Genomic DNA, 23393 nt, shown 5'->3' with positions numbered 1-23393 from the left:
CGGAGTAGTTGATTACGATGTCAGATTCAAACCCAATTTTGTTCTCCTCTGCGCAGAGCATTGAAGCTTACCAGCAGGCGATTGAACAAAGCACTCAGGCTGTGATGCAGTGGCTGAAGCAGCCTGAGATGTACCAGGGCAAAACGGTCGCGGAGCTGCGCGACCGTATTAAGCTGGATTTCAACCCGAAAGGGCTGGGCAACGAAGCGGCGATTGAACGCGCCGTGGAATTCTTCCTGAAAGACAGCTTGTCCGTTCATCACCCGCAGTGTGTGGCGCACCTGCACTGCCCAAGCCTGGTGGTAAGCCAGGCGGCGGAAGTGCTGATCAACGCCACTAACCAGAGTATGGACTCCTGGGATCAAAGCCCGTCCGCAACCATTATTGAGATCAAACTGATCGAGTGGCTGCGTACCCGCGTGGGTTATCAGGCTGGCGACGCGGGTGTGTTCACCAGCGGCGGTACCCAGAGCAACCTGATGGGTCTGATGCTGGCGCGTGACGCATTCTTCGCGCGTCAGGGCCACTCCGTTCAGCAGGACGGTCTGGTGGGCGATCTGCGCAAAATTCGCGTGCTGTGCTCCGAGAACGCGCACTTCTCCGTGCAGAAAAACATGGCGCTGATGGGCCTGGGCTATCAGTCCGTAGTGCAGGTGAAAACCGACGAGTTCTCCCGCATGGATCTGAGCGATCTGGCGGCGAAAATCGAGCAGTGCAACGCGAACGGGGAGCAGATTCTGGCCATCGTCGCGACGGCAGGTACTACCGATGCCGGTGCTATCGATCCGCTGCGTGCCATTGCTGAACTGGCGGCGAAGCAGAATATCTGGGTACACGTTGACGCGGCCTGGGGCGGCGCGCTGCTGATGTCCGATCAGTATCGTCACTACCTGGACGGCATCGAGCTGGTGGATTCCGTCACCCTGGACTTCCACAAGCAGTTCTTCCAGACCATCAGCTGCGGCGCGTTCCTGCTGAAAGAAGCGCGTCACTATGAGCTGATGCGCTATCAGGCGGCCTACCTGAACTCTGAGTTCGACGAAGAAGCGGGCGTGCCTAATCTGGTGTCCAAATCTCTGCAGACCACCCGTCGTTTCGACGCGCTGAAGCTGTGGATGAGCCTGGAAGCGCTGGGTCAGGAGCAATACGCGGCGATCATCGATCACGGCGTAACGCTGGCGCAGCAGGTTGCGGCCTACGTGAAAGAGCAGCCTGCTCTGGAACTGGTTATGCAGCCACAGCTGGCAAGCGTGCTGTTCCGCTTCCGTGGCCAGGTGCAGATGGACGACGCGGGCATCGCCCTGCTGAACCAGAAAATTGGTGATGCGCTGCTGGAATCCGGCCGTGCAAACGTCGGTGTGACCGAGCATAACGGCATCACCTGCCTGAAGCTGACTCTGCTGAACCCAACCGTGACGCTGGAGGATATCATAATCCTGCTGTCGCTGGTTGAGCGCACCGCGCAGGAAGTTCTCGCGAAGTAATACAAAAACCCCTCTTCCGTCGGAAGAGGGGTTATCTTTATACGCCTGCCCACCACATTCTGATTTTCAATCCCCAGTAGCTCGTCCAGCCCGTTGTGGTACTGACTACTTTCCCCTTTGACACAATCACCAGCGTCGGCGTTACGCTCACCTGCCACTGCTGCGACACGGCGCCGTTTGCATCGTTAATCACCGGCATACTCAGGTTTTTCTTTTCAGCCCAGCGAGCGAGCTTTGCATCATCACCGGAGCGCATGGCAATGCTCACGACGTTACCGCCCTCTTTTGCCAGCTTATCGACCGCAGGTGTCGTATAACGACAGATGCTACACCAGGTTGCCCAGACGTAAATCAGCAGGGGGCGCTCCTTGCTGAGCGCCGCGATATCGTGAATGTTACCGTCGATGCTCTGCATAGGCGTTGCGCTAAAGCTGGCGGGTAATGACGGCTTTCGGTATTGATCCATGCCCCACATGACCGCCAGCGTAAGCAGAATGAGTATGATCCCTTCCCGCGCCCAGCGGCGCAGGCGACTCAATTTACGGTTATCCATTATGACCTCTCGATTTAACGGAGGTCATCTTAGCGGGCTATTCGGCGTCATGCTGTAAAGAAGTGTCGCGTCACTTTATTCCGGGGTATAGCCGTAGTTGTAATGGCTATAACCCGAGTGGTAATAGAACGCAGCGGATTTCACAATATCATTGAGAATCGCGCCTTCAACCTGGACGCCCATCTGCTGCAGACGCTTCCGACAGTTTTCGATCTCTTTGACGCTGGTTTTACCGAAACGGGCAACCAGCAACGTGGTTGCCGCGGCTCTGGCGACGAGTAGCGCATCCGTCACGGCCAGCACCGGTGGCGTGTCGACAATCACGATGTCGTACTCTTTGTCTATTCGTGACATTACCGTCTGGAAGCGCTCATTCATAAGCAGCTCGACAGGATGCGAAGGCTGAGGCCCACAGGTCAAGACATCAAAGCCACCTTTTTCGAAGCGTTGAATCGCATCCTGCCACTCTACGCTTCCCCCCAGCACGCCGGACAAGCCATGCTGGTTGTTCAGTTTGAAAATATTGTGAACATATCCCTTGCGCATATCCGCATCAATAAACAGTACCCGTTGACCTGCCTGAGCGGCAATCGACGCCAGCGAAGTGCTCACCAAAGTCTTTCCGCAGTCCTGCGAAGGACCTGAAATCACCACTATCCGATTAACGGCATTCATCGTGGTAAAATGCAGACTGGTGCGTAACCCGCGCACCGCCTCGACAAATATATCCGCCGGACGGTCAACGGGCAGGAAAGGTACGTTTGACGTCCTGTGCTTCCAGTGGGAAGCAAACAGCGTCCTTCTGCGTAAATGCGTTTTTTTCCATAGCCACACTGAACGCGGGAGCGTAGCCAGAAGAGGCATTCCCTGCGCTTCCAGCTGTTCAGACGAGGTGATGCCCCGTTTAAACGCAGAGCGCACCAACACCGTTCCTGCAGAGAGCATCAATCCCACCAGCATACCGAACACAATGATAATCACTTTCTGCGGTTTGACGGGTCCAGGCTGCGTTACTGCAGGGTCAATGATCCGCACGTTTCCGATGGCGCTGGAGCGCGAGATATTCAGCTCCTGCTGACGCGTCAGCAGCTGCAGGTAGATGGTGCGCCCGGACTCAACGTCACGGCTTAAACGCAAAATTTCCTGCTGCGTAGAAGGCATGGATGAGACTCGGTTATTCAGGCGCGTACGTTCCTGCTCCAGGGTCTGTTTTTTTTCCCGTAAGGCGCGGTAGGTTGGGTGATCCTTTTTGAAAAGCTGAGAAACTTCTGCTTCGCGGAACGTCAGCTCGTTAAGCTGATTTTCCACATTAACAACCTGATCGAGGACCGTCTTCGCCTCAAGGGATAGATCGACAGAATCGCGCTGCTCTCTGTAGGCGTTCAGTCGTGCTTCGGCTTCATCCAGTTCGCGCCTGATTTTAGGTAATTGGTCCTGTAAAAACGTCAGGCTGCGGGTATCTTTAGCTTCCTGGCGCGCAATATTCTGGCTGAGATAATTTTCAGCAATGGTATTGAGCACCACGGCGATCTTGTCAGGGTCCTCGCCCGTCAGCGTTAAGCTAATAATTCCGCTCTGCTTCGCCGACTCAGAAACAATGAGTCGGCGCTGAAGGGCGTTAATTGCTTCAAGCTTTGTGACGGTTTTGAGGGCAAACCGGGTGCCTGGTGCCGCACTGAGCGAGGTGACAAGCAGCGTTACTCCGCCTTTAACCAGCGTTTTCCCAACAACGCCATCAGCCTCAAGCGTTTTTCCTTCGAGGTGATACCGGCCCTGCTCCTGCACGGTCAGTAAAAGTTCCTGTGGCTTGTCTTCCAGAAGAGGAAGGGTAAGCGCACCAATTGTCAGTTCACCGGCTTTACGCCCTCGTTCCAGCAGCGGCCCAATGACGGGCAGCATGCGCCGTTTGACGCTGTACGTTAGCCCCAGCTTATCAACGGTCTCTCCCAGAATCATCCGCGACTTGAGCAGCAAGAGTTCGGGCGCAACATCAGGTGAAAGATCGGTACCAAACTGGCTTAAGCTTTTGAGCAACGAGTTGTCCTGCTTCGCTTCTATCTGCACAAGGGCATCAGCCTGATAGATCGGTGTGACGCTATACGCATAGATCCCGGCGCATACGGTGAACAGGAGCGTGATGCACGCTATCATTACCCGATGATCAAACATCTCAGCCAACAGCTGAATGAGATCAATTTCATTATCATGCGGTGTCGCAGCACCAAATTTGTCTGATTTATGAGACGACATTACTGCTTCATTCCTTGTTGACGCAAACGACGAGCCCATTCCTGACTGGCTTTTCCTAACTGCTCGAAAACATATTCGAAGGCTTCCCGGCTTTTGCGATACGGGTCGGGAATGTCCTTTGTTTCCAGCCACTGACCAAACAACAGCGACTTCCCCCGATTCTCCGGCGCCACTGAGGCAATAAAACGGAGATGCTCTGGCTCCATCACCAGAATCAAATCGGATTTTTGTAACAGAAAACGTGTGACCTTACGCGCCACGTGACCTTCCAGCGAAACGCCATGACGTAAGGCGACTGCCTTTGCAGTCGCATCCGCCGGGCGTCCTTCAAGCCCGAAAATACCTGCCGAGGTCACCTGCGCGTCGGGTAGCTGCTGGCGCAACAGCCGCTCACCAATCGGTGAACGGCAAATATTGCCGGTGCAAACCACGAGAATTGAATTGAACATTATTGCGGCCACGACCTGATGTAACGGACGGTTTCGGTCAGGTCATGTACGCCACTGATGGTGGGTACCAGCTGGGCGATCACACGATTCCAGCGTGAAAGCGGTGCCGTCGTGACATAGACAATGTCGTACGGTTCCAGCTCGAATTCTGTGCTCAGCACCATGGCTGAGGCATCTTCCGCATTGAGTTGATAGATGTTGGCGATTTTATCTTTCTCGCCTTTTCGTGAAACCGGGCGAATAACAAAAATCCCGGTTGCATCGGCCATATTCTGGTTCAGCCCGCCTGCATTCCCCAGGGCTTCGGCCAGCGTCATGCCGCTACGATCCATCTTAAGGGTGCTCTGTTTAACAACCTCGCCCATCACAAACACTTTCAGCGCGTCGTTCCGGGGAACAAACAGGATATCGCCCGGATAAAGCAGCTTATTTTGGGTTAAATCGCCATGTTGCATGAGAGCATAGAGTGAAAGGCGCGAGTCCTGGCCATCATGCGTGAGCACGACGTTACGCCAGTCGGCATCCGCAGAGAGACCGCCCGCGGCGTTCACCGCATCCATTACCGTTAATGGAATATTGGTTATTGGCTGCTGGCCCGATTTCTCAACCTCTCCGGTGATATAGGCTTTTTGAGAACGGAAGGAGGCAACGCTGACGTCCACCTGAGGGCTCTCAATGACCTCATCCAGCCGCGCGGTGATCTCCTCACGTACCTGCGAAACCGTTTTGCCCGCCACTTTCAGCTTGCCGACGTAGGGGTAGAAAAGCGTACCATCGGCGTTAACCCAGTTACCCGCGTCGCTCGCGCTACGGTACTGCCCTGCGGGCGTCGTGAGTTCAGGGTGATCCCAGACGGTGACCGTCAAAATGTCCCCTGAGCCAATGCGGTATTCCCAGTTTTTGAGCTGCTCATCCAGAGTAGGATTTGCCTGAGATTTAGAAACGGGTGGGCGCAGTTTTTCAATCAATCCAGGGGTTAAAGGAAAAACTTCCACGCGTTTGTCCAGCGGATCGTTAATTTCCTCATCGGTAGTGACTTTTTTCCCGGAAAGACTTAAGTTCTGGCCTGGTGAAAATACACATCCTGTTAGCTGGCTGAGCGTCAGAAAGGACAGTAAAAGAGCAGTTGTATTTTTCATTTATATAAAATGTTGATTTATCGTTGCGCTGGGTAGTTAACTCGCAAAAGAAAGCAAGCAAGTCATTGAAATATAGTTATTTATTATTTCCCCGCGATGCTATAAAACACACGTTCGCTGTTGTTTAAAAAGTTAAAAAACAGCGCACAATTGCGCAAGAAAACGGAGAGTAATAATACTTTATGCGCCGCGATATTAAATGTTATCCCTTACGAAAGCATTCGCTTAACGGTGCTATTTTGACGTATAAACTTATTTTCAGAATAGATTAATAAAATAATAAAAATAACAAATATTCCGCACAATCAACATTCACCGCAATGATGAGCATCACCGTTATCGACTACCCAAACCCCTCCACTTTTGTTACATTTTTTATCAAACGCATCATGCTTTGATACTTAAAATAGACCGTCTGTCTTGTGCTGTGTGCCCTGCAGACGAAAGTCTCTGAAACAATATCACTGGAGAAAAAATGGCTAAGCGTAAATTGCTGCTTCTGGGTGCATTACTGTCTCTGGCGGGCTCCGCGTTTTCTGCTCCGCAAACCGCCGCTGCGCCATCGGGCATCAAGGCCTATGAAGAACAAGAGTTCATCGCCGATTTCACGAAGTTTAAAATCGGCGATACGGCACCGGCGCAGTATCAAACGCCGGAGTACACCATTAAACAGTACCAGCTGCGTAACCTTCCGGCACCGGATGCCGGTACCCACTGGACCTACATGGGCGAAAACTACGTCCTGATTGGCGATGCAGATGGCAAAATCTACAAAGCCTACAATGGAGATATTTTCTATCATCGCTGATACGATCGTAATCCGTCCGTGGCAGGAGAGCGACCGCCCTTTCCTGCGTACGCTCTACCTCCACGCCCGGCGTGAAGCCTGGCCGTGGCTGGACAGTTCTGCGTGGCAGCTTGAAGATTTTGACGCGGCAACCCTGGACGAAGAGATTTGGGTGGCGGAGCAGGATGGGCACCGTCTTGGCTTCGCCTCAGTCTGGACGAACGATAATTTTCTGCACAACCTGTTTGTCGACCCGCAGTATCAGAGCCTGGGCGTCGGACATGTGTTGCTTGAGCACGTACAGAAGACGTTTACCAGCACGGGCTCACTCAAGTGTCTGGTGAAAAATGCGCGGGCTATTACGTTTTACCAGCGCCACGGCTGGCACATTGAGGCGACGGGGAATTCTCCTGAGGGAGAGTACTATCTTATGCATTACCGGCTTGGGTAAAGTCAGGTGGCGCTTCGCTTACCTGACCTACAAAATCGTATTTCGTAGGCCGGGTAAGGCGAAGCCGCCACCCGGCAATCCAGCGCTGGGGGTTACACCGCGCGGAAGGCGATTTCACCCGGGATCACTTCACCCTGCCAGTAGAGCTGCGCCGCAACGCGCCCCGCCAGCTGGCGATACATCTCAGCGAACTCGCTGTCCGGACGGCTGACGACCGTCGGCTTCCCGCTGTCCAGATCTTCACGCAAGGAAATATGCAGCGGCATCTGCCCCAACAGCTGGGTGTGATACTGCGCTGCCAGTTTTTCCGCCCCACCCGTACCAAAGATAGGCTCATGGTGTCCGCAGTTGCTGCAGATGTGCATGCTCATGTTCTCGACGATGCCGAGCACCGGCACTTCCACTTTCTCGAACATCACGATGCCTTTTTTGGCGTCGATCAGCGCGATATCCTGCGGCGTGGTGACCACAACGGCCCCCGTTACCGGGATGTTCTGCGCCAGCGTCAGCTGAATGTCACCGGTGCCCGGCGGCATGTCCAGCACCAGATAATCCAGATCCGGCCACATCGTTTCCTGCAGCATCTGCAGCAGCGCTTTGCTGGCCATCGGGCCGCGCCAGACCATGGCGTTATCGTCGGTCACCAGGTAACCGATGGAGTTGGTCGCCAGACCGTGCGCCACGATCGGCGCCATATGCGTGCCGTCCGGCGAGGTTGGACGTTGATTTTCCGCACCCAGCATGTTTGGAATAGACGGACCGTAGATATCGGCATCCAGAATACCGACCTTTGCCCCTTCCGCCGCCAGCGCGAGCGCGAGGTTGACGGCGGTAGAGGATTTACCCACCCCACCCTTACCTGAACTCACGGCGATGATGTTTTTCACCCCGTTGACGCCCGGCTGATTTTTCACACGCTTCAGCGTGGCAATGCTGTGGCTCAGCTTCCAGTCAATCGCTTTCGCACCGGTAATGCGCAGCAGCTCGGCGCTGGTCTGCTCTTTCAGCGCATCAAAGGCGCTGGTCCAGACGAACGGCATCTGCACTTCAACGTGCAGCGTATCGTCAAGCCACGCGACGTGGTGCAACGCTTTCAGCGTAGTGAGGTTATGTTTCAGGGTTGGATGCTGAAAGTTAGCCAGCGTCCCGGCGACCATTGCTCGTAAGGCTTCCGGTGATTTGGCCTGGGATTGAGAACTCATCCCGACTCCTTTGTTCTTGTGAATAAGACCTTAGACAAACAAGTTTACCTGAAAGGCCGTGGTTTGTGCTTACTTAATAATGCCCCTTTTGGTAATATCGAAAACCCTTTTCACAGTTAAAAGAAGTAATGCCTACTATGACTCAAGTCGCGAAAAAAATTCTGGTAACGTGCGCCCTGCCGTACGCCAACGGCTCAATCCACCTCGGCCACATGCTGGAGCATATCCAGGCTGATGTCTGGGTCCGTTACCAGCGAATGCGCGGCCACGAGGTTAACTTCATCTGTGCGGACGATGCCCACGGCACGCCGATCATGCTGAAAGCGCAGCAGCTGGGGATTTCCCCGGAGCAGATGATTGCCGAAATGAGTCAGGAGCATCAGACCGATTTTGCTGGCTTTGACATCAGCTATGACAACTATCACTCCACGCACAGCGACGAAAACCGCGAGCTGTCGGAGCTGATCTACACCCGTCTGAAAGAGAACGGTTTCATCAAAAACCGTACTATCTCTCAGCTGTACGATCCGGAAAAAGGCATGTTCCTGCCGGACCGTTTCGTCAAAGGCACCTGTCCAAAATGTAAATCCCCGGATCAGTACGGCGATAACTGCGAAGTCTGCGGCGCGACCTACAGCCCGACCGAACTGATTGAGCCCAAATCCGTGGTATCCGGCGCCACACCTGTGATGCGTGATTCCGAGCACTTCTTCTTCGACCTGCCGTCCTTCAGCGAAATGCTGCAGGCGTGGACCCGCAGTGGCGCGCTGCAGGAGCAGGTGGCGAACAAGATGCAGGAGTGGTTCGAATCCGGCCTGCAGCAGTGGGATATCTCCCGCGATGCGCCGTACTTTGGCTTCGAAATCCCGAATGCGCCGGGCAAATATTTCTACGTCTGGCTGGATGCGCCAATCGGCTACATGGGCTCCTTCAAGAACCTGTGCGACAAGCGGGGCGACACCGTCAGCTTCGACGAATACTGGAAGAAAGACTCTACCGCCGAGCTGTACCACTTCATCGGCAAAGACATCGTTTACTTCCACAGCCTGTTCTGGCCGGCCATGCTGGAAGGCAGCAACTTCCGCAAGCCAACCAACCTGTTTGTTCACGGCTACGTCACGGTGAACGGCGCGAAAATGTCCAAGTCCCGCGGGACGTTCATCAAAGCCAGCACCTGGCTGAACCACTTCGACGCGGACAGCCTGCGCTACTACTACACCGCGAAGCTCTCTTCCCGCATCGACGATATCGACCTGAACCTGGAAGATTTCGTGCAGCGTGTGAACGCAGACATCGTCAACAAGGTGGTGAACCTGGCGTCCCGTAACGCGGGCTTTATCGCCAAGCGCTTTGACGGCGTAATGGCCGCTGAGCTGGCGGACCCTGCCCTGTACCAAACCTTCACCGACGCGGCAGCCACCATTGGCGAAGCCTGGGAAACGCGCGAGTTCGGTAAAGCAGTGCGTGAAATCATGGCGCTGGCTGACCTGGCTAACCGCTATGTGGACGAGCAGGCGCCGTGGGTTGTCGCTAAACAAGAAGGCCGCGATGCCGATCTGCAGGCCATCTGCTCCATGGGCATCAACCTGTTCCGCGTGCTGATGACGTACCTGAAGCCGGTTCTGCCGCAGCTGGCAGCCCGCGCTGAAGCGTTCCTGAACACCGAACTGACCTGGGATGCAATGGCGCAGCCGCTGCTCGGCCACAAGGTGAACACCTTTAAGGCGCTGTATAACCGCATCGAGATGAAGCAGGTTGAAGCGCTGGTCGAAGCCTCTAAAGAAGAGGTGAAAGCGGCTGCAGCACCGGTAACCGGCCCGCTGGCGGACGATCCGATTCAGGAAACCATCACCTTTGATGATTTCGCTAAAGTCGACCTGCGCGTGGCGCTGATTGAAAACGCAGAATTCGTGGAAGGCTCTGACAAGCTGCTGCGCCTGACGCTGGATCTCGGCGGCGAGAAGCGCAACGTCTTCTCCGGCATCCGTTCTGCCTACCCGGACCCGCTGGTGCTGATCGGCCGTCAAACCGTGATGGTCGCTAACCTGGCGCCGCGCAAAATGCGCTTCGGCATTTCCGAGGGGATGGTGATGGCAGCAGGCCCTGGCGGGAAGGATATCTTCCTGTTAAGCCCAGACGAAGGCGCGAAGCCGGGTCAGCAGGTGAAATAACAAAAAAGCCGGAGATAATCTCCGGCTTTTTTTATGGTTTCGGGTGATGCACCCGATGGGTCAGCCCGCGCAGGAAATTACGCAGAAACTGGTCGCCGCACTCGCGGTAATTTTTGTGGTCCGGCGCGCGCATCATGGCAGTAATTTCCGGCATCGACACGCGGTATTTCTGCTCGGTCATGATCGCCTGGATATCGTCCGTTTTCAGCGAGAAGGCGATTCGCAGCTTTTTCAGCACCGTGTTGTTGTTCACGCGACGCTCCAGCGCCAGCTCGGGCGCGGAGTCATCTTTTCCACGTTTATCGTAAATCAGCCCGTTCAGAAAACCCGACAGAATGATGTCCGGGCAGCGGACGAAGCCCTCTTCGTCCTCTTTGGTCATCCAGGTATCAAAATTTGCAGACGTGGATTCCATGTCGGACAGCGCAAGAATGCGCACCATGTCGTTATTGTTTGCTTTCAGGGTGTAGCGCAGGCTACGAAGAATATCGTTACTTAGCATAGAGCCTTCGAATGTCGATGATGCAATGGCGCGCAGTGTACCAGTTTTACAGGCCAATCGCCTCTTTCAAACTTTTCAGATAGCGGCGGCTGACGGGGACGGTCTGCCCGGCGCGCAGCACCAGCTCGGCCTGACCGTTATCTTCCAGACGGATCTCCTTCAGGTGCGCCATGTTCACCAGATACTGACGGTGACAGCGAATCAGCGGCGTGCGGCTCTCGAGCGTGCGCAGGGTCAGCTCGGTAAACCCTTCGTTCCCTTCCGCGCTGGTGACAAACACCCCGCTCAGGCGGCTGCTGACAAACGCCACATCATCCATTTGCAGCAGATAAATCCGGCTGTGCCCGGTGCAGGGGATAAATTTCAGCGGCTGTTGGTTATCCGGCAGCAGCGTGACGTCCTGGACGGTTCGCTCCTGGCGTAAGCGGGTGAGCGTTTTTTCCAGCCGCTTCTCTTCAATCGGCTTGAGTAAATAATCGAACGCGTGCTCCTCAAAAGCCTTAACGGCATATTCGTCGAACGCCGTCAGAAACACGATGTAGGGGCGATGCGCCGGGTCAAGCATGCCGACCATCTCCAGCCCGCTGATGCGCGGCATCTGAATGTCGAGGAACAGCACGTCCGGGCGCAGCTTGTGCACCGCACCGATGGCCTCAATGGCGTTGGCGCACTCCCCCACAATCTCAATGTCTGGCTGCTCCTGCAGCAGAACGCGCAGGTTTTCCCGTGCCAGCGGCTCGTCATCCACGATCAGCACTCTTAACATGCGTTTTCCTCCAGCGGCAGTCGAACGGTAATACGGGTAAAACGGTCAGGCTCGCAGGCGACGGTAATGCCACAGTCGTCGCCAAAATGGGCGCGCAGACGTTTATCAACCAGGCTCATCCCTAATCCGCCCGAAGCGGAAGGCTGGTACAGCCCGGCGTTATCTTCAATATCCAGCACCAGATGGTGGTTAAAACGGCTGGCGGCAATGGTTATCTCCCCTCTCCCCAGCAGCTGCGAGGTACCGTGCTTGATGGCGTTCTCTACAATAGGCTGCAGGGTAAAGGCCGGAAGATGCTGATACGCCAGCTCGTCCGGAACGGAGAGCGACACCTGCAGGCGGGACTGAAACCGCGCCTGCTCAATTTGCAGATAGGCATTCACGTGCTCAATTTCGTCGGCGAGGGTCACGATCTCTGACGGGCGCTTCAGGTTTTTACGGAAAAAGGTCGACAAAAACTGCACCAGCTGCGCGGCCTGATCGCTGTCGCGGCGAATCACCGCTTTGAGCGTGTTGAGGGCATTAAACAGGAAATGCGGATTGACCTGGGCATGCAGCAGCTTAATTTCAGACTGCGTCAGCAGGGCTTTCTGCCGTTCATACTGCCCGGCCAGAATTTGCGCGGAAAGAAGCTGGGCGATCCCCTCCCCCAGCGTGCGGTTGATGGAGCTGAACAGACGGTTTTTCGCCTCATACAGCTTGATGGTGCCCATCACCCGCTGATTTTCCCCGCGCAGCGGAATGACGAGCGTGGAGCCCAGCTTGCACTGCGGATGCAGCGAGCAGCGGTAAGGCACTTCGTTACCGTCGGCATACACTACTTCGCCGGTTTCAATGGCGCGCAGCGTATAGGTCGACGAGATCGGTTTGCCCGGCAGGTGGTGATCGTCTCCGGTGCCGGTAAACGCCAGCAGCTTTTCACGATCGGTAATGGCCACCGCGCCGATATCCAGCTCTTTATAGAGCACCTGCGCGACCTTCATGCTGTTCTCTTCGTTAAACCCCTGACGCAGGATCCCTTCGGTCGAGGCGGCAACCTTCAGCGCCGTGGCGGAAAAGGCCGAGGTGTACTTCTCAAACATGGCGCGCTTGTCGAGCAGAATACGCATAAACAGCGCCGCGCCGACGGTGTTGGTCACCATCATCGGGGCGGCAATACTGCTGACCAGGTGCAGAGCATCCTCGAACGGGCGGGCAATCAGCAGAATGATCGCCATCTGCGCCATTTCAGCCACAAAGGTAATGGCCCCGGCGGTAAGCGGGCTAAACACCTTGTCCGGGCGACCGCGCTTAATCATATAGCTGTGCACCAGGCCACCAAGCAGCCCTTCGACGATCGTCGAGATCATGCAGCTGAGCGCCGTCATTCCGCCCATGGAATAGCGATGCAGCCCACCGGTTAAACCGACAAGACCACCGACGACCGGTCCGCCCAGCAGCCCGCCCATCACCGCGCCGATGGCGCGCGTATTAGCAATAGAGTCTTCGATGTGGAGGCCGAAGTAGGTCCCCATGATGCAAAAAATAGAAAAGGTGACGTAGCAGAGCAGCTTGTGCGGCAGGCGTACGGTGACCTGCATCAGCGGAATGAAAAGACGCGTTTTGCTCATCAGCCAGGCAATGACCAGAAACACGCACATCTGCTGAAGCAACAGCAGCACCAGGTTAAACTCGTACATACTCAAAACCGCACACGCTAAAAAACGCGTAACATACACGGATGCGGCTGAACTTTCTTTGAAGCGCCCCAAAAAAGCGCAAAATCGTGTCCGTTATCACATCTTTTTCTGCACATCGTGCATGGTTCGCATAATCTGTTTAAAAATTAATCAATTCTTCCTGGTTCGGCAAAGTGGGTCTACAGTTAAGCTGGGGACGCGTAAGCCAGGGGGCAAATATGGCGCTTTACACAATCGGTGAAGTGGCACTCCTTTGTGATATCAATCCCGTTACCCTACGGGCGTGGCAGCGACGGTATGGATTGCTCAAACCACAGAGGACGGACGGTGGTCATCGCCTTTTCAACGATGCCGATATCGACCGGATCCGCGAAATCAAAAGCTGGATCGACAACGGGGTGCAGGTCGGGAAAGTGAAGTCCCTGCTGAGCCACGACGACCCGGACACGCAACGCCTCTGGCGCGAGCAGCAGGAAACGCTGCTGCGGCTCCTGCAGGCGGGTAACCTGCAGCGACTGCGCGCCTGGATCAAAGAGCAGGGTCGCGATTATCCGGCGAAAACGCTTATCACCCATCTTTTCATTCCGCTCCGTCGGCGCCTGCAGTGCCAACAGTCTACCCTGCAGGCGCTGCTCAGCATGCTTGACGGGGTGCTGATCAACTATATCGCCGTCTGTCTTGCCTCGGCGAAGAACAAGGCAGGAAAAGATGCGCTGGTGGTCGGCTGGAACGTGCACGATACCACCCGTCTGTGGCTGGAAGCGTGGATCGCCACCCAAAAGGGCTGGCGCGTGGATGTCCTTGCGCACTCGCTGGGGCAGCTCAAACCCGAGTTTTTCGACGGCCAGACCCTGCTGGTCTGGTGTGGCGAAGTGCCGTCCGCCACGCAGCAACAGCTGCTGACGGAGTGGCGTGAGCATGGTTATCCGGTTTATTCCCTTGGCCCGGATGAGCCATAACGGCATTTAATGGTTCATTAACAGCTGCGCTTCACCGTATAATTGTTCCGTTAACAACAGGAGCACATGATGAAGGCAACTAAACTCGCCATTATTACCCTTTTTGTCCTGATGGCCGTAAGCGGTATCGGCGGGGTGATGCTTGCAGGATACTCGTTTATCGTTCGTGGCGGTGTCGGCTGAGGTACAGCGCCAGCCGCTCAAAAAGGCGATCGACAACGATGGCCGCCAGCGCGACCAGCACCGCCCCCTGCACAATATAAGCCGTATTAAACCCGCTTAAGCCGATGATGATCGGCGTTCCCAGCGTATTGGCACCGACCGTAGACGCAATGGTCGCCGTCCCGATGTTAATGATCACCGACGTGCGGATCCCGGCAATAATAACCGGTGCCGCAAGCGGCAGTTCTACCTTGCGCAGCCGCTGCCAGCGGCTCATCCCCATCCCTTCCGCCACGCTTAAAACAGACGCCGGGACCGCCGCAACGCCCGCCAGAGTACCCTGCAGAACGGGCAACACGCCGTACAGAATCAGCGCAATAATCGCGGGCTGCTGACCAAAACCCATCACCGGCACCGCTATCGCCAGCACCGCCACCGGCGGAAACGTCTGTCCAATGGCCGCAACCGTCTCCACCAGCGGACGAAACTCCCGGCCCGCAGGTCGCGTGACCGCGATGCCCGCCCCTACTCCCAGCACCACCGCGATGACGCTTGAGAGCGCCACCAGCCAGAGATGCGCCAGAGCAAGGTTAATAAAGCTCTCCTGCTGATACACCGGCCGCGGTAGCCCCGGAAAAAGAGTGTTAAACAGCGCCGCGCTGTGAGGCATCAGAAACAGTAAGGCGACAAAGAGCGCTACCAGCCAGAGGAGCGGATCACGCAGTGCCTTCACGCGTCACCTCCCCGGCCAGCAGATCGCGAAAATGCAGGCTGCCGCACGGCGCACCCCGGACATCCGCCACGGGCAGGACTTCGCACCGGCGCGCGACAAACGCGGAGAGGGCATCCCGCAGGCTCATCTGCTCCTGTAGCGGTTCCCCGCCGGGCGGTGTATTCTCCCTGCGCATATAGTCTCCGACCGTCCGCAGGGAGAGCAGCCTGACGCCCAGCTCGCTGCGGCCAAAAAATTCGCGCACAAAGTCATTCTTCGGGCTGGTCAGCAGCGCAAGCGGCGCGCCCTGCTGCACCACCTCGCCGTGGTCCATCAGCACCAGATGGTCGGCCAGGCGCAGGGCTTCATCTATATCGTGCGTCACGAGGACGATGGTTCGACCAAGAATGCGGTGAATGCGGGTCATCTCCGTTTGCAGCGCCCCGCGCGTAACGGGATCCAGCGCGCCAAAGGGTTCATCCATCAGCAGCACCTGCGGGTTAGCCGCCAGCGCGCGCGCCACGCCCACGCGCTGCTGTTGTCCACCGGAGAGCTGGTGAGGATAGCGGTCGCGCAACGCGGGCTCCAGCCCCAGCAGAGACATCAATTCATCAACGCGGTCAGCGATTTTAGCCCGCGACCATTTCTCCAGCTGCAGCACGGTGGCGATGTTCTGTGCCACCGTCCAGTGCGGAAACAGGCCGATAGACTGAATGGCATAGCCCATTCGGCGGCGCAGCTCCAGCACCGGCAGGCTGCGGATCTCTTCCCCGGCAAAGCGAATTAACCCGCTGTCATGCTCCACCAGCCGGTTGATCATCTTCAGCGTGGTGGATTTTCCCGAGCCCGAAGTGCCAATCAGCACGGAAAATGCCCCCTCGGCAAAGTTCAGATTCAGATGGCTTGCCGCCGGGCGGCCTGCAAAGGTTTTACTCACATCATGAAATTCAATCATTGGCTCTTCTCCTGAGCAGCGCGAGCCATAAGGCAAACAGGGCGTCGACGACAACCGCCAGCGCAATGGTAGGGACTACGCCTAACAACACCAGATCGAGGGCGCTGCTCAGCAGCCCCTGGAACACCAGCGCGCCAAAGCCGCCCGCTCCAATCAGCGCGGCAATCACCGCCATGCCAACGGTCTGAACTGCCACCACACGCAGGCTGCGCAGCAGCAGGGGCAGCGCCAGCGGGAGCTGAATCTTCCAGAAACACTGTCGCGCGCTCATCCCCATCGCATGGGCGCTTTCCAGCACATCCGGCGCAACCTGGCTTAAGCCGGCGACCACGCCGCGCACCAGCGGGAGCAGCGCATACAGCACCAGCGCAATCAGCGCAGGCGTTAACCCCGTTCCGGCGATACCCACCGCGCCCAGCGCGGGAAACGACTTCACCAGCCCGGCCAGGGGGGCAATCAGCAGGCCAAACAGCGCAACGGAGGGAATGGTCTGGATGACGTTGAGCACGGCAAAGATGCTACCCTGACGTGAGGGATGACGATAACACCACATGCCGAGCGGTATCCCGATCAGCAGCGCCGGGATCAGCGTGCCGAAAAGGATCGTCAGATGTTGCGCCAGGGCATCATCAAACACCTCCTGACGGTTGGCGTACTCTTTTAACAGCGAGAGGTTGTTCAGTTCACCACTGAACAATAACAGCAGCGGAATAGACCATATCTGCGCATTAAGCACCCAGCGCCAGACAGAACTGGCGATGAGACGACGAATCGCATCGCTGCTGGCCAGTAAACACAAAGCCAGCCAGAGCCACAGGCCGCTGCCTGGCGTGGTTCTCGCCAGCGGACTTTCCGCCGAGGCCATATGCGTTGCCGCCAGCCCCGCGCTCCAGAACAGCGCGATAAAGAGACCTTCCGAGAGCAGCAGCGTCAGCCACTGCGCCGTTCGCCCTTGCCAGAGCGACAGTGCAACCCACGCGGCCAGCGCAGCCGCCAGCCACCACGGCGTGAACGACCATACGTCCCAGAGAGCACGCCCTTCCCCTGACATCAGGCGGTTAGGCGCGACGTTCACAAACGGTAACGCAACCGCCGCGATGGCCACGCAGGCCAACAGCAGCAGTACGCGGTTATGACATTTTATTGGCACAGCCCTTTCCCGTTACTTCACAAGCCCTTGTTGTTTCAGGAAGTCGGCGGCCACTTTTTTGGCATCCAGTCCCTCGACGGCAATGCTGGCATTCAGCTGTTGCAGCGTTTTTTCATCCAGCTTTTCGAAGACCGGTTTGAGCCATTCAGCAATATCCGGGTAGGCTTTCAGCACCGCCTCACGCACAACCGGGGTAGGAGCGTAAATCGGCTGAACGCCTTTTGGATCGGTCAGGGTTTGCAGGCCCAGCGCCGCGACCGGGCCGTCGGTGCCGTAGGCCATCGCCGCGTTAACGCCGGAGGTTTGCTGTGCCGCCGCCTTAATGGTTACCGCCGTATCTCCGCCCGCCAGCGAGAGCAGTTGCGCCTGGTCGAGCTTGAAGTCGTACGCTTTTTCGAATGCAGGGAGCGCGTCGGGACGCTCGATAAACTCCGCGGACGCCGCGAGCTTGAAGTCGCCCTTCTCTTTCAGGTAGCGGCTGAGATCCGCAAGCGAGGTGAGCTTCCCTTTCTCCGCCACGTCCTTACGCACGGCGATAGTCCAGGTATTGTTGGCCGGGGCCGGGGTCAGCCAGACCAGCTTGTTCTGTTCCGCGTCGAGTTTTTTGACTTTTTCATAGCCAGCTTTGGCGTTTTTCCATGCTGGATCGTTCTCTTCTTTAAAGAAGAACGCGCCGTTGCCGGTATATTCAGGATAGATATCCAGCTCGCCGGAGGTAATCGCGCCGCGCACGACGGGCGTGGTGCCCAGCTGAACTTTATTGACGGTTTTCACGCCGTGGCTTTCCAGCACCTGAAGAATAATATTCCCGAGCAGCGCGCCCTCGGTATCGATCTTTGAGCCCACTTTTACCGGCTCCGCCGCCTGTAACGGCAGGCTTAGCGCCGCGAGTAGCGCCGCAGAAACTACCATCCCCGATTTAATCGTCATTCCGCTATCCTCATTTTTTTGCTGCCTTTTTCAGAGGCTTGAGAGAAAAGCGTAGCTTAAAACGGCGGATTTACCCGGCAAAATGCCTTTTTAGCATAAGGTAAGACGCATCCCCCGATGAACGGGGGATGCAAAGGAGGGAAAGGTTACAGCAGCTCGAACTCGCCTTTATTTACGCGGGCGGAATCCACCCCGATAAAGACGTTAAACTTGCCCGGTTCCGCATCATATTTCATCTGCTGGTTCCAGAACTTGAGCGCATCCACGTCAATCGGGAAGCTGATGGTTTTGGTTTCGCCAGGCTTGAGATTGACCTTCTCAAAGCCGCGCAGCTGCTTCACAGGACGGCTCATCGAGGCGGTGACATCCTGCACGTACATCTGAATCACCGTTGCCCCTTCACGCTTGCCGGTGTTGGTCACCTCGACGCTGGCGGTGACCTTGCCGTCACGCTTCAGGCTCGGCGCCGACATTTTCACCTCAGAGACCTTGAAGGTGGTGTAGCTCAGGCCATAACCAAACGGGTAGAGCGGGCCGTTAGCTTCGTCAAAGTAACGAGATGTGTATTTGTTCGGCTTGTCGGCGTTGTACGGGCGGCCGGTATTCAGGTGGCTATAGTAAACCGGGATCTGCCCGACGGAGCGCGGGAAGGACATCGGCAGCTTGCCCGACGGGTTGTAATCGCCAAACAATACGTCGGCGATGGCGTTACCGCCTTCGGTGCCGGCGAACCAGGTTTCCAGAATGGCGTCAGCCTGCTGGTCCTCTTTCACCAGCGCCAGCGGACGACCGTTCATCAGCACCAGCACCAGCGGCTTGCCGGTCGCTTTCAGGGCGGCGATCAAATCGCGCTGGCTCTGCGGGATGGTGATGTCGGTACGGCTGGAAGCTTCGTGCGCCATACCCTGCGCTTCCCCCACGACCGCGACAACGACGTCAGACTGCTTCGCCGCGTTGACCGCTTCGTCGATCATCTCCTTCGGCGTGCGTGGATCGACCTTCACCGCTTCCTCGTACTGGTTGAGGAAGGTGACGATGTCTTTATCGTCGGTGACGTTCGCCCCTTTGGCGTACACCACTTTGGCGTTTTCACCGACGGCGCTCTTGATGCCGGTCAGGACGGTAACGGACTGATCGGCCACGCCCGCGGCAGACCAGCTCCCCATCACGTCGCGCTTGCTGTCAGCCAGCGGGCCGACCACAGCAATAGTGCCGGATTTTTTCAGCGGCAGCGTGTCGAGGCGGTTCTTCAGCAGCACCAGGCTTTCGCGCGCCACTTCACGCGCTTCTTTGCGATGCAGGCGGCTTTCGGCGTTGGTATCCGCCGGGTCAGAATCTTTCGGCCCCAGGTGGCTGTACGGATCGTTAAACAGCCCCATGTCATATTTCACGTTCAGCACGTGGCGCGCGGCATCGTCCAGCTCCGCCATCGTTACCTTGCCGCTCTTCACCAGCCCCGGCAGGTATTTGCTGTAGTACTCGTCGCTCATGCTCATGTTGATGCCGGACTTGAGCGCCACGCGCACCGCGTCTTCCGGATCGGACGCCGTGCCGTGCTTGATCAGCTCTTTAATCGCGCCGTGGTCGGAAACGGTGATGCCCTTAAAGCCCCACTGGTCGCGCAGCACGTCTTTCAGCAGCCAGGAATCGGAAGTCGCAGGCGTGCCGTTCAGCGAGTTCAGCGCCACCATCACCGCGCCGCTGCCCGCATCCAGCCCTGCCTTGTACGGCGGCATGTAGTCGTTAAACAGGCGCTGTGGGCTCATGTCGACGGTGTTGTACTCTTTACCGCCTTCCACGGCACCGTAGGCCGCGAAGTGTTTAACGCTGGTCATCACCGAGTAGCGGTCCGCCGGGCTCTTGCCCTGCATCGCTTCCACCATGGTTTTGCCCATCGTGGCCGTTAAATAGGTGTCTTCACCGAAGCCTTCCGAGGCGCGGCCCCAGCGCGGATCGCGCGAGACGTCCACCATCGGTGCCCAGGTCATGTTCAGGCCGTCGTCCGCCGCTTCATAGGCCGACACGCGCCCGACGGTTTTCACCGCGTCGAGGTTAAACGAGGAGGCTAAGCCGAGGCTGATCGGGAAGACGGTGCGTTGGCCGTGCACCACGTCATAGGCGAAGAACAGCGGGATTTTCAGGCGGCTGAGCTGCATCACCTGATCCTGCATGGCGCGGATATCCTGGCGGGTGACGGTGTTAAAAATCGCGCCCACCTGGTTCTCTTTAATCATCTCGCGGATGGCCTCTTTCGGGTTATCCGGGCCAACGCTGATCAGACGCAGCTGGCCGATTTTTTCATCGACCGTCATCTTCTTAAGCAACTCCGTGACAAACGCGTCGCGGGCTTCAGGCGTGAGCGGGTGATTACCAAACAAATCCTCTGCCAGCGCAGGTTGCAGCGCCAGGCTGACGGCGACACCTACAGAACATAGCCATTTCATGTTGTTATTCTCTCTCATCAATAACCGTGGGAAGCACCCGGCCAGACCGTGCGAAAAGCGCAGTGTGCCATAAACCCTCTGAACGTTGCAGGGTTATTCTCTGATTTTTCTCGTGAATACTCGACCGCTGAACAGTTAATCGCGCTATGCTTTACAGCGAGAAATTTGCCCCACCACAAGGAGTGGAAGATGACTTCTGTTCGAACTGACGATAACAAAACATTTATTAACGAACTGTCGCGCCTGGTTGGCTCCTCTCACCTGCTTACCGACCCGGCCAAAACCGCCCGCTACCGTAAGGGTTTCCGCTCCGGCCAGGGCGACGCGCTGGCGGTGGTCTTCCCCGGCACGCTGCTGGAGCTGTGGCGCGTGCTGAGCGCCTGCGTTGCGGCGGACAAAATTATTTTAATGCAGGCGGCCAACACCGGCCTGACCGAAGGTTCCACGCCGAACGGCAACGATTACGATCGCGATATCGTGATTATCAGCACCCTGCGCCTCGACAAGCTGCACCTGCTGGACAAAGGCGAGCAGGTGCTCGCGTTCCCGGGCACCACGCTCTACTCGCTGGAAAAAGCGCTTAAGCCGCTGGGCCGCGAGCCGCACTCGGTGATCGGCTCCTCCTGCATTGGCGCCTCGGTGGTCGGTGGGATCTGCAATAACTCCGGCGGCTCGCTGGTGCAGCGCGGCCCGGCCTATACCGAAATGTCACTTTTTGCCCGCATTGATGAAAACGGCAAGCTGACGCTGGTGAACCACCTGGGCATCGATCTGGGCGCGACGCCGGAACAGATCCTCAGCAAGCTCGACGACGACCGCGTGAGGGACGAAGACGTGCAGCACGATGGTCGCCACGCGCACGACCATGATTACATCACCCGCGTGCGCGATATCGAGGCCGATACCCCGGCGCGCTACAACGCCGACCCGGATCGCCTGTTTGAATCGTCCGGCTGCGCGGGCAAGCTGGCGGTTTTTGCGGTGCGTCTCGACACCTTCCCGGCAGAGAAAACGCAGCAGGTATTTTATATCGGCACCAATCAGCCTGAGGTCCTGACTGAAATTCGTCGCCATATTCTGGGCGAATTCACCCACCTGCCGGTGGCGGGCGAGTACATGCATCGGGATATTTACGACATCGCGGAGCGCTACGGGAAAGACACCTTCCTGATGATCGATAAGCTTGGCACCGACAAAATGCCGTTCTTCTTCACCATGAAGGGCCGCACCGACGCGATGCTGGAGAAAGTGCCGCTGTTCAAGCCCCACTTTACCGACCGCTTTATGCAGAAGCTGGGCAACGTTTTCCCTGCACATCTGCCGGAGCGAATGAAAACCTGGCGTGATAAGTACGAACATCACCTGCTGCTGAAAATGGCCGGGGACGGGATCGCCGAAGCGCAGAGCTGGCTGACCGAGTTCTTCAGGACGGCTGAGGGTGATTTCTTTGCCTGCACGCCGGAAGAAGGCAGCAAAGCCTTCCTGCACCGCTTCGCCGCGGCGGGTGCCGCTATCCGTTACCAGGCGGTGCATTCCGAAGAGGTGGAAGATATTCTGGCGCTGGATATCGCCCTGCGACGCAACGACACCGAATGGTTTGAGCATCTACCGCCGGAAATCGACAGCAAGCTGGTGCATAAGCTCTATTACGGCCACTTTATGTGCTACGTCTTCCATCAGGATTATATCGTCAAAAAAGGGGTAGATGCTCATGAACTGAAGGAGCAGATGCTCGCCCTGCTGCGCGAGCGTGGCGCACAATATCCTGCGGAACACAACGTCGGGCATCTTTATAAAGCCCCTGACGCCCTTAAGCAGTTTTATCGCGAGAATGACCCTACAAACAGCATGAACCCCGGAATCGGGAAAACAACGCGGAAGAAATACTGGAAAGAGAGTGCAGACGCGGAGCAGCGCATAACGCAAGCGTCTGATTAAACCCTACAGCCAAATTTGAGAGATTGTTTCGCGCGCCTTAATCGTAATAGAGTAGCGGTCTGTCGCCGGAGAAATGTTTCTCCGGCATTCTATAACGAGGAGCAGGCGCATCATGTCGGCTGTTGATGTTTTATCCGAAACCGAACTGGAAGTGCGCGACGCCCTTCCCGATGATGTGCATGCCATCGCCGCCATCTATGCCTGGCATGTGCTTCACGGACGCGCGTCATTCGAAGAAGTCCCCCCCACCATCGACGAAATGCGTCAGCGCATGAAAAGCGTGGCCGAGAACGGTTTACCGTGGCTCATCGCGCTCTATCGCGGCATCGTGGTGGGCTATTGTTACGCCACCCCTTACCGACCGCGTCAGGCCTATCGCTATACCCTGGAAGAGTCGATTTACGTGGATGCCAGCATCACCGGACGCGGTTTTGGCACCGCATTAATGAACGCGCTGATCGCGCGCTGCGAGCAGGGCCCGTGGCGGCAGATGATTGCCGTTGTGGGAGATGGTAATAATAATTCCGGCTCGTTACGGCTGCATAAAAAACACGGCTTTGAGATTGTCGGTCAGCTTCGCAGCGTGGGGTATAAGAAAGGCGACTGGCGGGATACGGTGATAATGCAGCGCCCGCTCAACGACGGTGACTGGACGCTGCCGGAATAAACGCAGTGCGGTCTGGTGCCCTCACCCCGGCCCTCTCCCACAG

At 56.8% G+C, this 23393-nt stretch carries 21 protein-coding genes; 8 read left to right on the top strand and 13 right to left on the bottom strand.

Going from position 1 to position 23393, the window contains the following annotated elements:
* The first annotated feature begins 17 nt into the window (after positions 1–17).
* Positions 18–1484 (top strand): aspartate aminotransferase family protein, encoded by a 1467-nt coding sequence (locus IM291_RS08420; protein WP_192986605.1) that lies wholly within the window; start codon positions 18–20, stop codon positions 1482–1484.
* A 37-nt stretch (positions 1485–1521) separates the two neighbouring features.
* Here the strand turns inward: IM291_RS08420 and IM291_RS08415 are convergent, their stop codons facing one another.
* The 4 genes from IM291_RS08415 to IM291_RS08400 form a co-directional block, all read right to left on the bottom strand.
* On the bottom strand, positions 1522–2037 hold the full coding sequence (locus IM291_RS08415; protein ID WP_192986603.1) for a protein disulfide oxidoreductase: 516 nt from the start codon (positions 2035–2037) through the stop codon (positions 1522–1524).
* A 75-nt stretch (positions 2038–2112) separates the two neighbouring features.
* Positions 2113–4287 carry a polysaccharide biosynthesis tyrosine autokinase gene (locus tag IM291_RS08410; protein ID WP_192986601.1) on the bottom strand — a complete coding sequence of 725 codons (2175 nt, stop codon included), beginning with the start codon at positions 4285–4287 and terminating at the stop codon, positions 2113–2115.
* Positions 4287–4736 (bottom strand): protein-tyrosine-phosphatase, encoded by a 450-nt coding sequence (locus IM291_RS08405; protein WP_028013831.1) that lies wholly within the window; start codon positions 4734–4736, stop codon positions 4287–4289. Before IM291_RS08405 ends, IM291_RS08410 begins: the two co-directional genes overlap by 1 nt.
* The gene (locus IM291_RS08400; RefSeq protein ID WP_192986600.1) at positions 4736–5875 is read right to left on the bottom strand and encodes a polysaccharide export protein; all 1140 of its coding nucleotides are present in this window, start codon (positions 5873–5875) and stop codon (positions 4736–4738) included. Before IM291_RS08400 ends, IM291_RS08405 begins: the two co-directional genes overlap by 1 nt.
* A 475-nt stretch (positions 5876–6350) precedes the next feature.
* Between IM291_RS08400 and IM291_RS08395 the strand changes: the two genes are divergently transcribed.
* Together IM291_RS08395 and IM291_RS08390 are read left to right on the top strand one after the other, a co-directional pair.
* Complete coding sequence (locus IM291_RS08395; protein WP_192986598.1) at positions 6351–6683, top strand: RcnB family protein; 333 nt, start codon at positions 6351–6353, stop codon at positions 6681–6683.
* Positions 6634–7113, top strand: coding sequence for a GNAT family N-acetyltransferase (locus IM291_RS08390; RefSeq protein ID WP_045259769.1), 480 nt, complete (start codon positions 6634–6636; stop codon positions 7111–7113). Before IM291_RS08395 ends, IM291_RS08390 begins: the two co-directional genes overlap by 50 nt.
* A 92-nt stretch (positions 7114–7205) precedes the next feature.
* Here the strand turns inward: IM291_RS08390 and apbC are convergent, their stop codons facing one another.
* Positions 7206–8315: an iron-sulfur cluster carrier protein ApbC gene (gene apbC / locus IM291_RS08385; RefSeq protein WP_028013834.1), complete on the bottom strand. Its 1110-nt coding sequence runs from the start codon at positions 8313–8315 to the stop codon at positions 7206–7208.
* Between the two features lie 137 nt (positions 8316–8452).
* Here apbC and metG point away from each other — a divergent pair, with 137 nt between their 5' ends.
* Positions 8453–10486, top strand: coding sequence for a methionine--tRNA ligase (gene metG, locus IM291_RS08380; RefSeq protein ID WP_049137331.1), 2034 nt, complete (start codon positions 8453–8455; stop codon positions 10484–10486).
* Positions 10487–10517: 31 nt separating this feature from the next.
* Here the strand turns inward: metG and IM291_RS08375 are convergent, their stop codons facing one another.
* Genes IM291_RS08375 through IM291_RS08365 form a run of 3 tightly spaced genes read right to left on the bottom strand, consistent with a single transcriptional unit; the run spans position 10518 to position 13433 of the window.
* The gene (locus IM291_RS08375) at positions 10518–10988 is read right to left on the bottom strand and encodes a DUF1456 family protein (RefSeq protein WP_045259745.1); all 471 of its coding nucleotides are present in this window, start codon (positions 10986–10988) and stop codon (positions 10518–10520) included.
* A 46-nt stretch (positions 10989–11034) separates the two neighbouring features.
* A complete protein-coding gene (gene btsR / locus IM291_RS08370) occupies positions 11035–11754 on the bottom strand; it encodes a two-component system response regulator BtsR (protein WP_063943461.1) in 720 nt (239 codons plus the stop codon).
* The gene (locus tag IM291_RS08365; protein WP_041909056.1) at positions 11748–13433 is read right to left on the bottom strand and encodes a sensor histidine kinase; all 1686 of its coding nucleotides are present in this window, start codon (positions 13431–13433) and stop codon (positions 11748–11750) included. The genes btsR and IM291_RS08365 overlap by 7 nt, the downstream gene beginning before the upstream one ends.
* A 218-nt stretch (positions 13434–13651) precedes the next feature.
* Between IM291_RS08365 and mlrA the strand changes: the two genes are divergently transcribed.
* Positions 13652–14392, top strand: a complete 741-nt coding sequence (gene mlrA, locus IM291_RS08360) for an HTH-type transcriptional regulator MlrA (protein ID WP_028013838.1) — start codon at positions 13652–13654, stop codon at positions 14390–14392.
* 69 nt (positions 14393–14461) lie between these two features.
* Positions 14462–14575 (top strand): protein YohO, encoded by a 114-nt coding sequence (locus IM291_RS08355; RefSeq protein WP_008500895.1) that lies wholly within the window; start codon positions 14462–14464, stop codon positions 14573–14575.
* Here the strand turns inward: IM291_RS08355 and IM291_RS08350 are convergent.
* The 5 genes from IM291_RS08350 to bglX all read right to left on the bottom strand — a co-directional run bounded on the left by IM291_RS08350 (position 14550) and on the right by bglX (position 20745).
* Entirely contained in the window at positions 14550–15287 is a 738-nt protein-coding gene (locus tag IM291_RS08350) for an ABC transporter permease (protein ID WP_048957519.1), read from the bottom strand. The genes IM291_RS08355 and IM291_RS08350 overlap by 26 nt on opposite strands.
* Positions 15271–16221: an ABC transporter ATP-binding protein gene (locus IM291_RS08345; protein ID WP_192986596.1), complete on the bottom strand. Its 951-nt coding sequence runs from the start codon at positions 16219–16221 to the stop codon at positions 15271–15273. Before IM291_RS08345 ends, IM291_RS08350 begins: the two co-directional genes overlap by 17 nt.
* Entirely contained in the window at positions 16214–17371 is a 1158-nt protein-coding gene (locus IM291_RS08340; protein ID WP_192986594.1) for an ABC transporter permease, read from the bottom strand. The genes IM291_RS08345 and IM291_RS08340 overlap by 8 nt, the downstream gene beginning before the upstream one ends.
* 12 nt (positions 17372–17383) lie before the next feature.
* On the bottom strand, positions 17384–18301 hold the full coding sequence (locus tag IM291_RS08335; protein ID WP_041909045.1) for an ABC transporter substrate-binding protein: 918 nt from the start codon (positions 18299–18301) through the stop codon (positions 17384–17386).
* Between the two features lie 146 nt (positions 18302–18447).
* Entirely contained in the window at positions 18448–20745 is a 2298-nt protein-coding gene (gene bglX / locus IM291_RS08330) for a beta-glucosidase BglX (protein WP_041909044.1), read from the bottom strand.
* A 189-nt stretch (positions 20746–20934) separates the two neighbouring features.
* Between bglX and dld the strand changes: the two genes are divergently transcribed.
* Positions 20935–22683 (top strand): D-lactate dehydrogenase, encoded by a 1749-nt coding sequence (dld, locus tag IM291_RS08325; RefSeq protein ID WP_192986593.1) that lies wholly within the window; start codon positions 20935–20937, stop codon positions 22681–22683.
* 112 nt (positions 22684–22795) lie between these two features.
* Positions 22796–23350 carry a GNAT family N-acetyltransferase gene (locus IM291_RS08320; protein WP_028013845.1) on the top strand — a complete coding sequence of 185 codons (555 nt, stop codon included), beginning with the start codon at positions 22796–22798 and terminating at the stop codon, positions 23348–23350.
* Positions 23351–23393 lie beyond the last annotated feature (43 nt).

Source organism: Enterobacter cloacae complex sp. P27C (assembly GCF_014895705.1).
Classification (GTDB): Bacteria; Pseudomonadota; Gammaproteobacteria; order Enterobacterales; family Enterobacteriaceae; genus Enterobacter; species Enterobacter bugandensis.
This window is presented reverse-complemented; position numbering and strand designations above follow the sequence as displayed.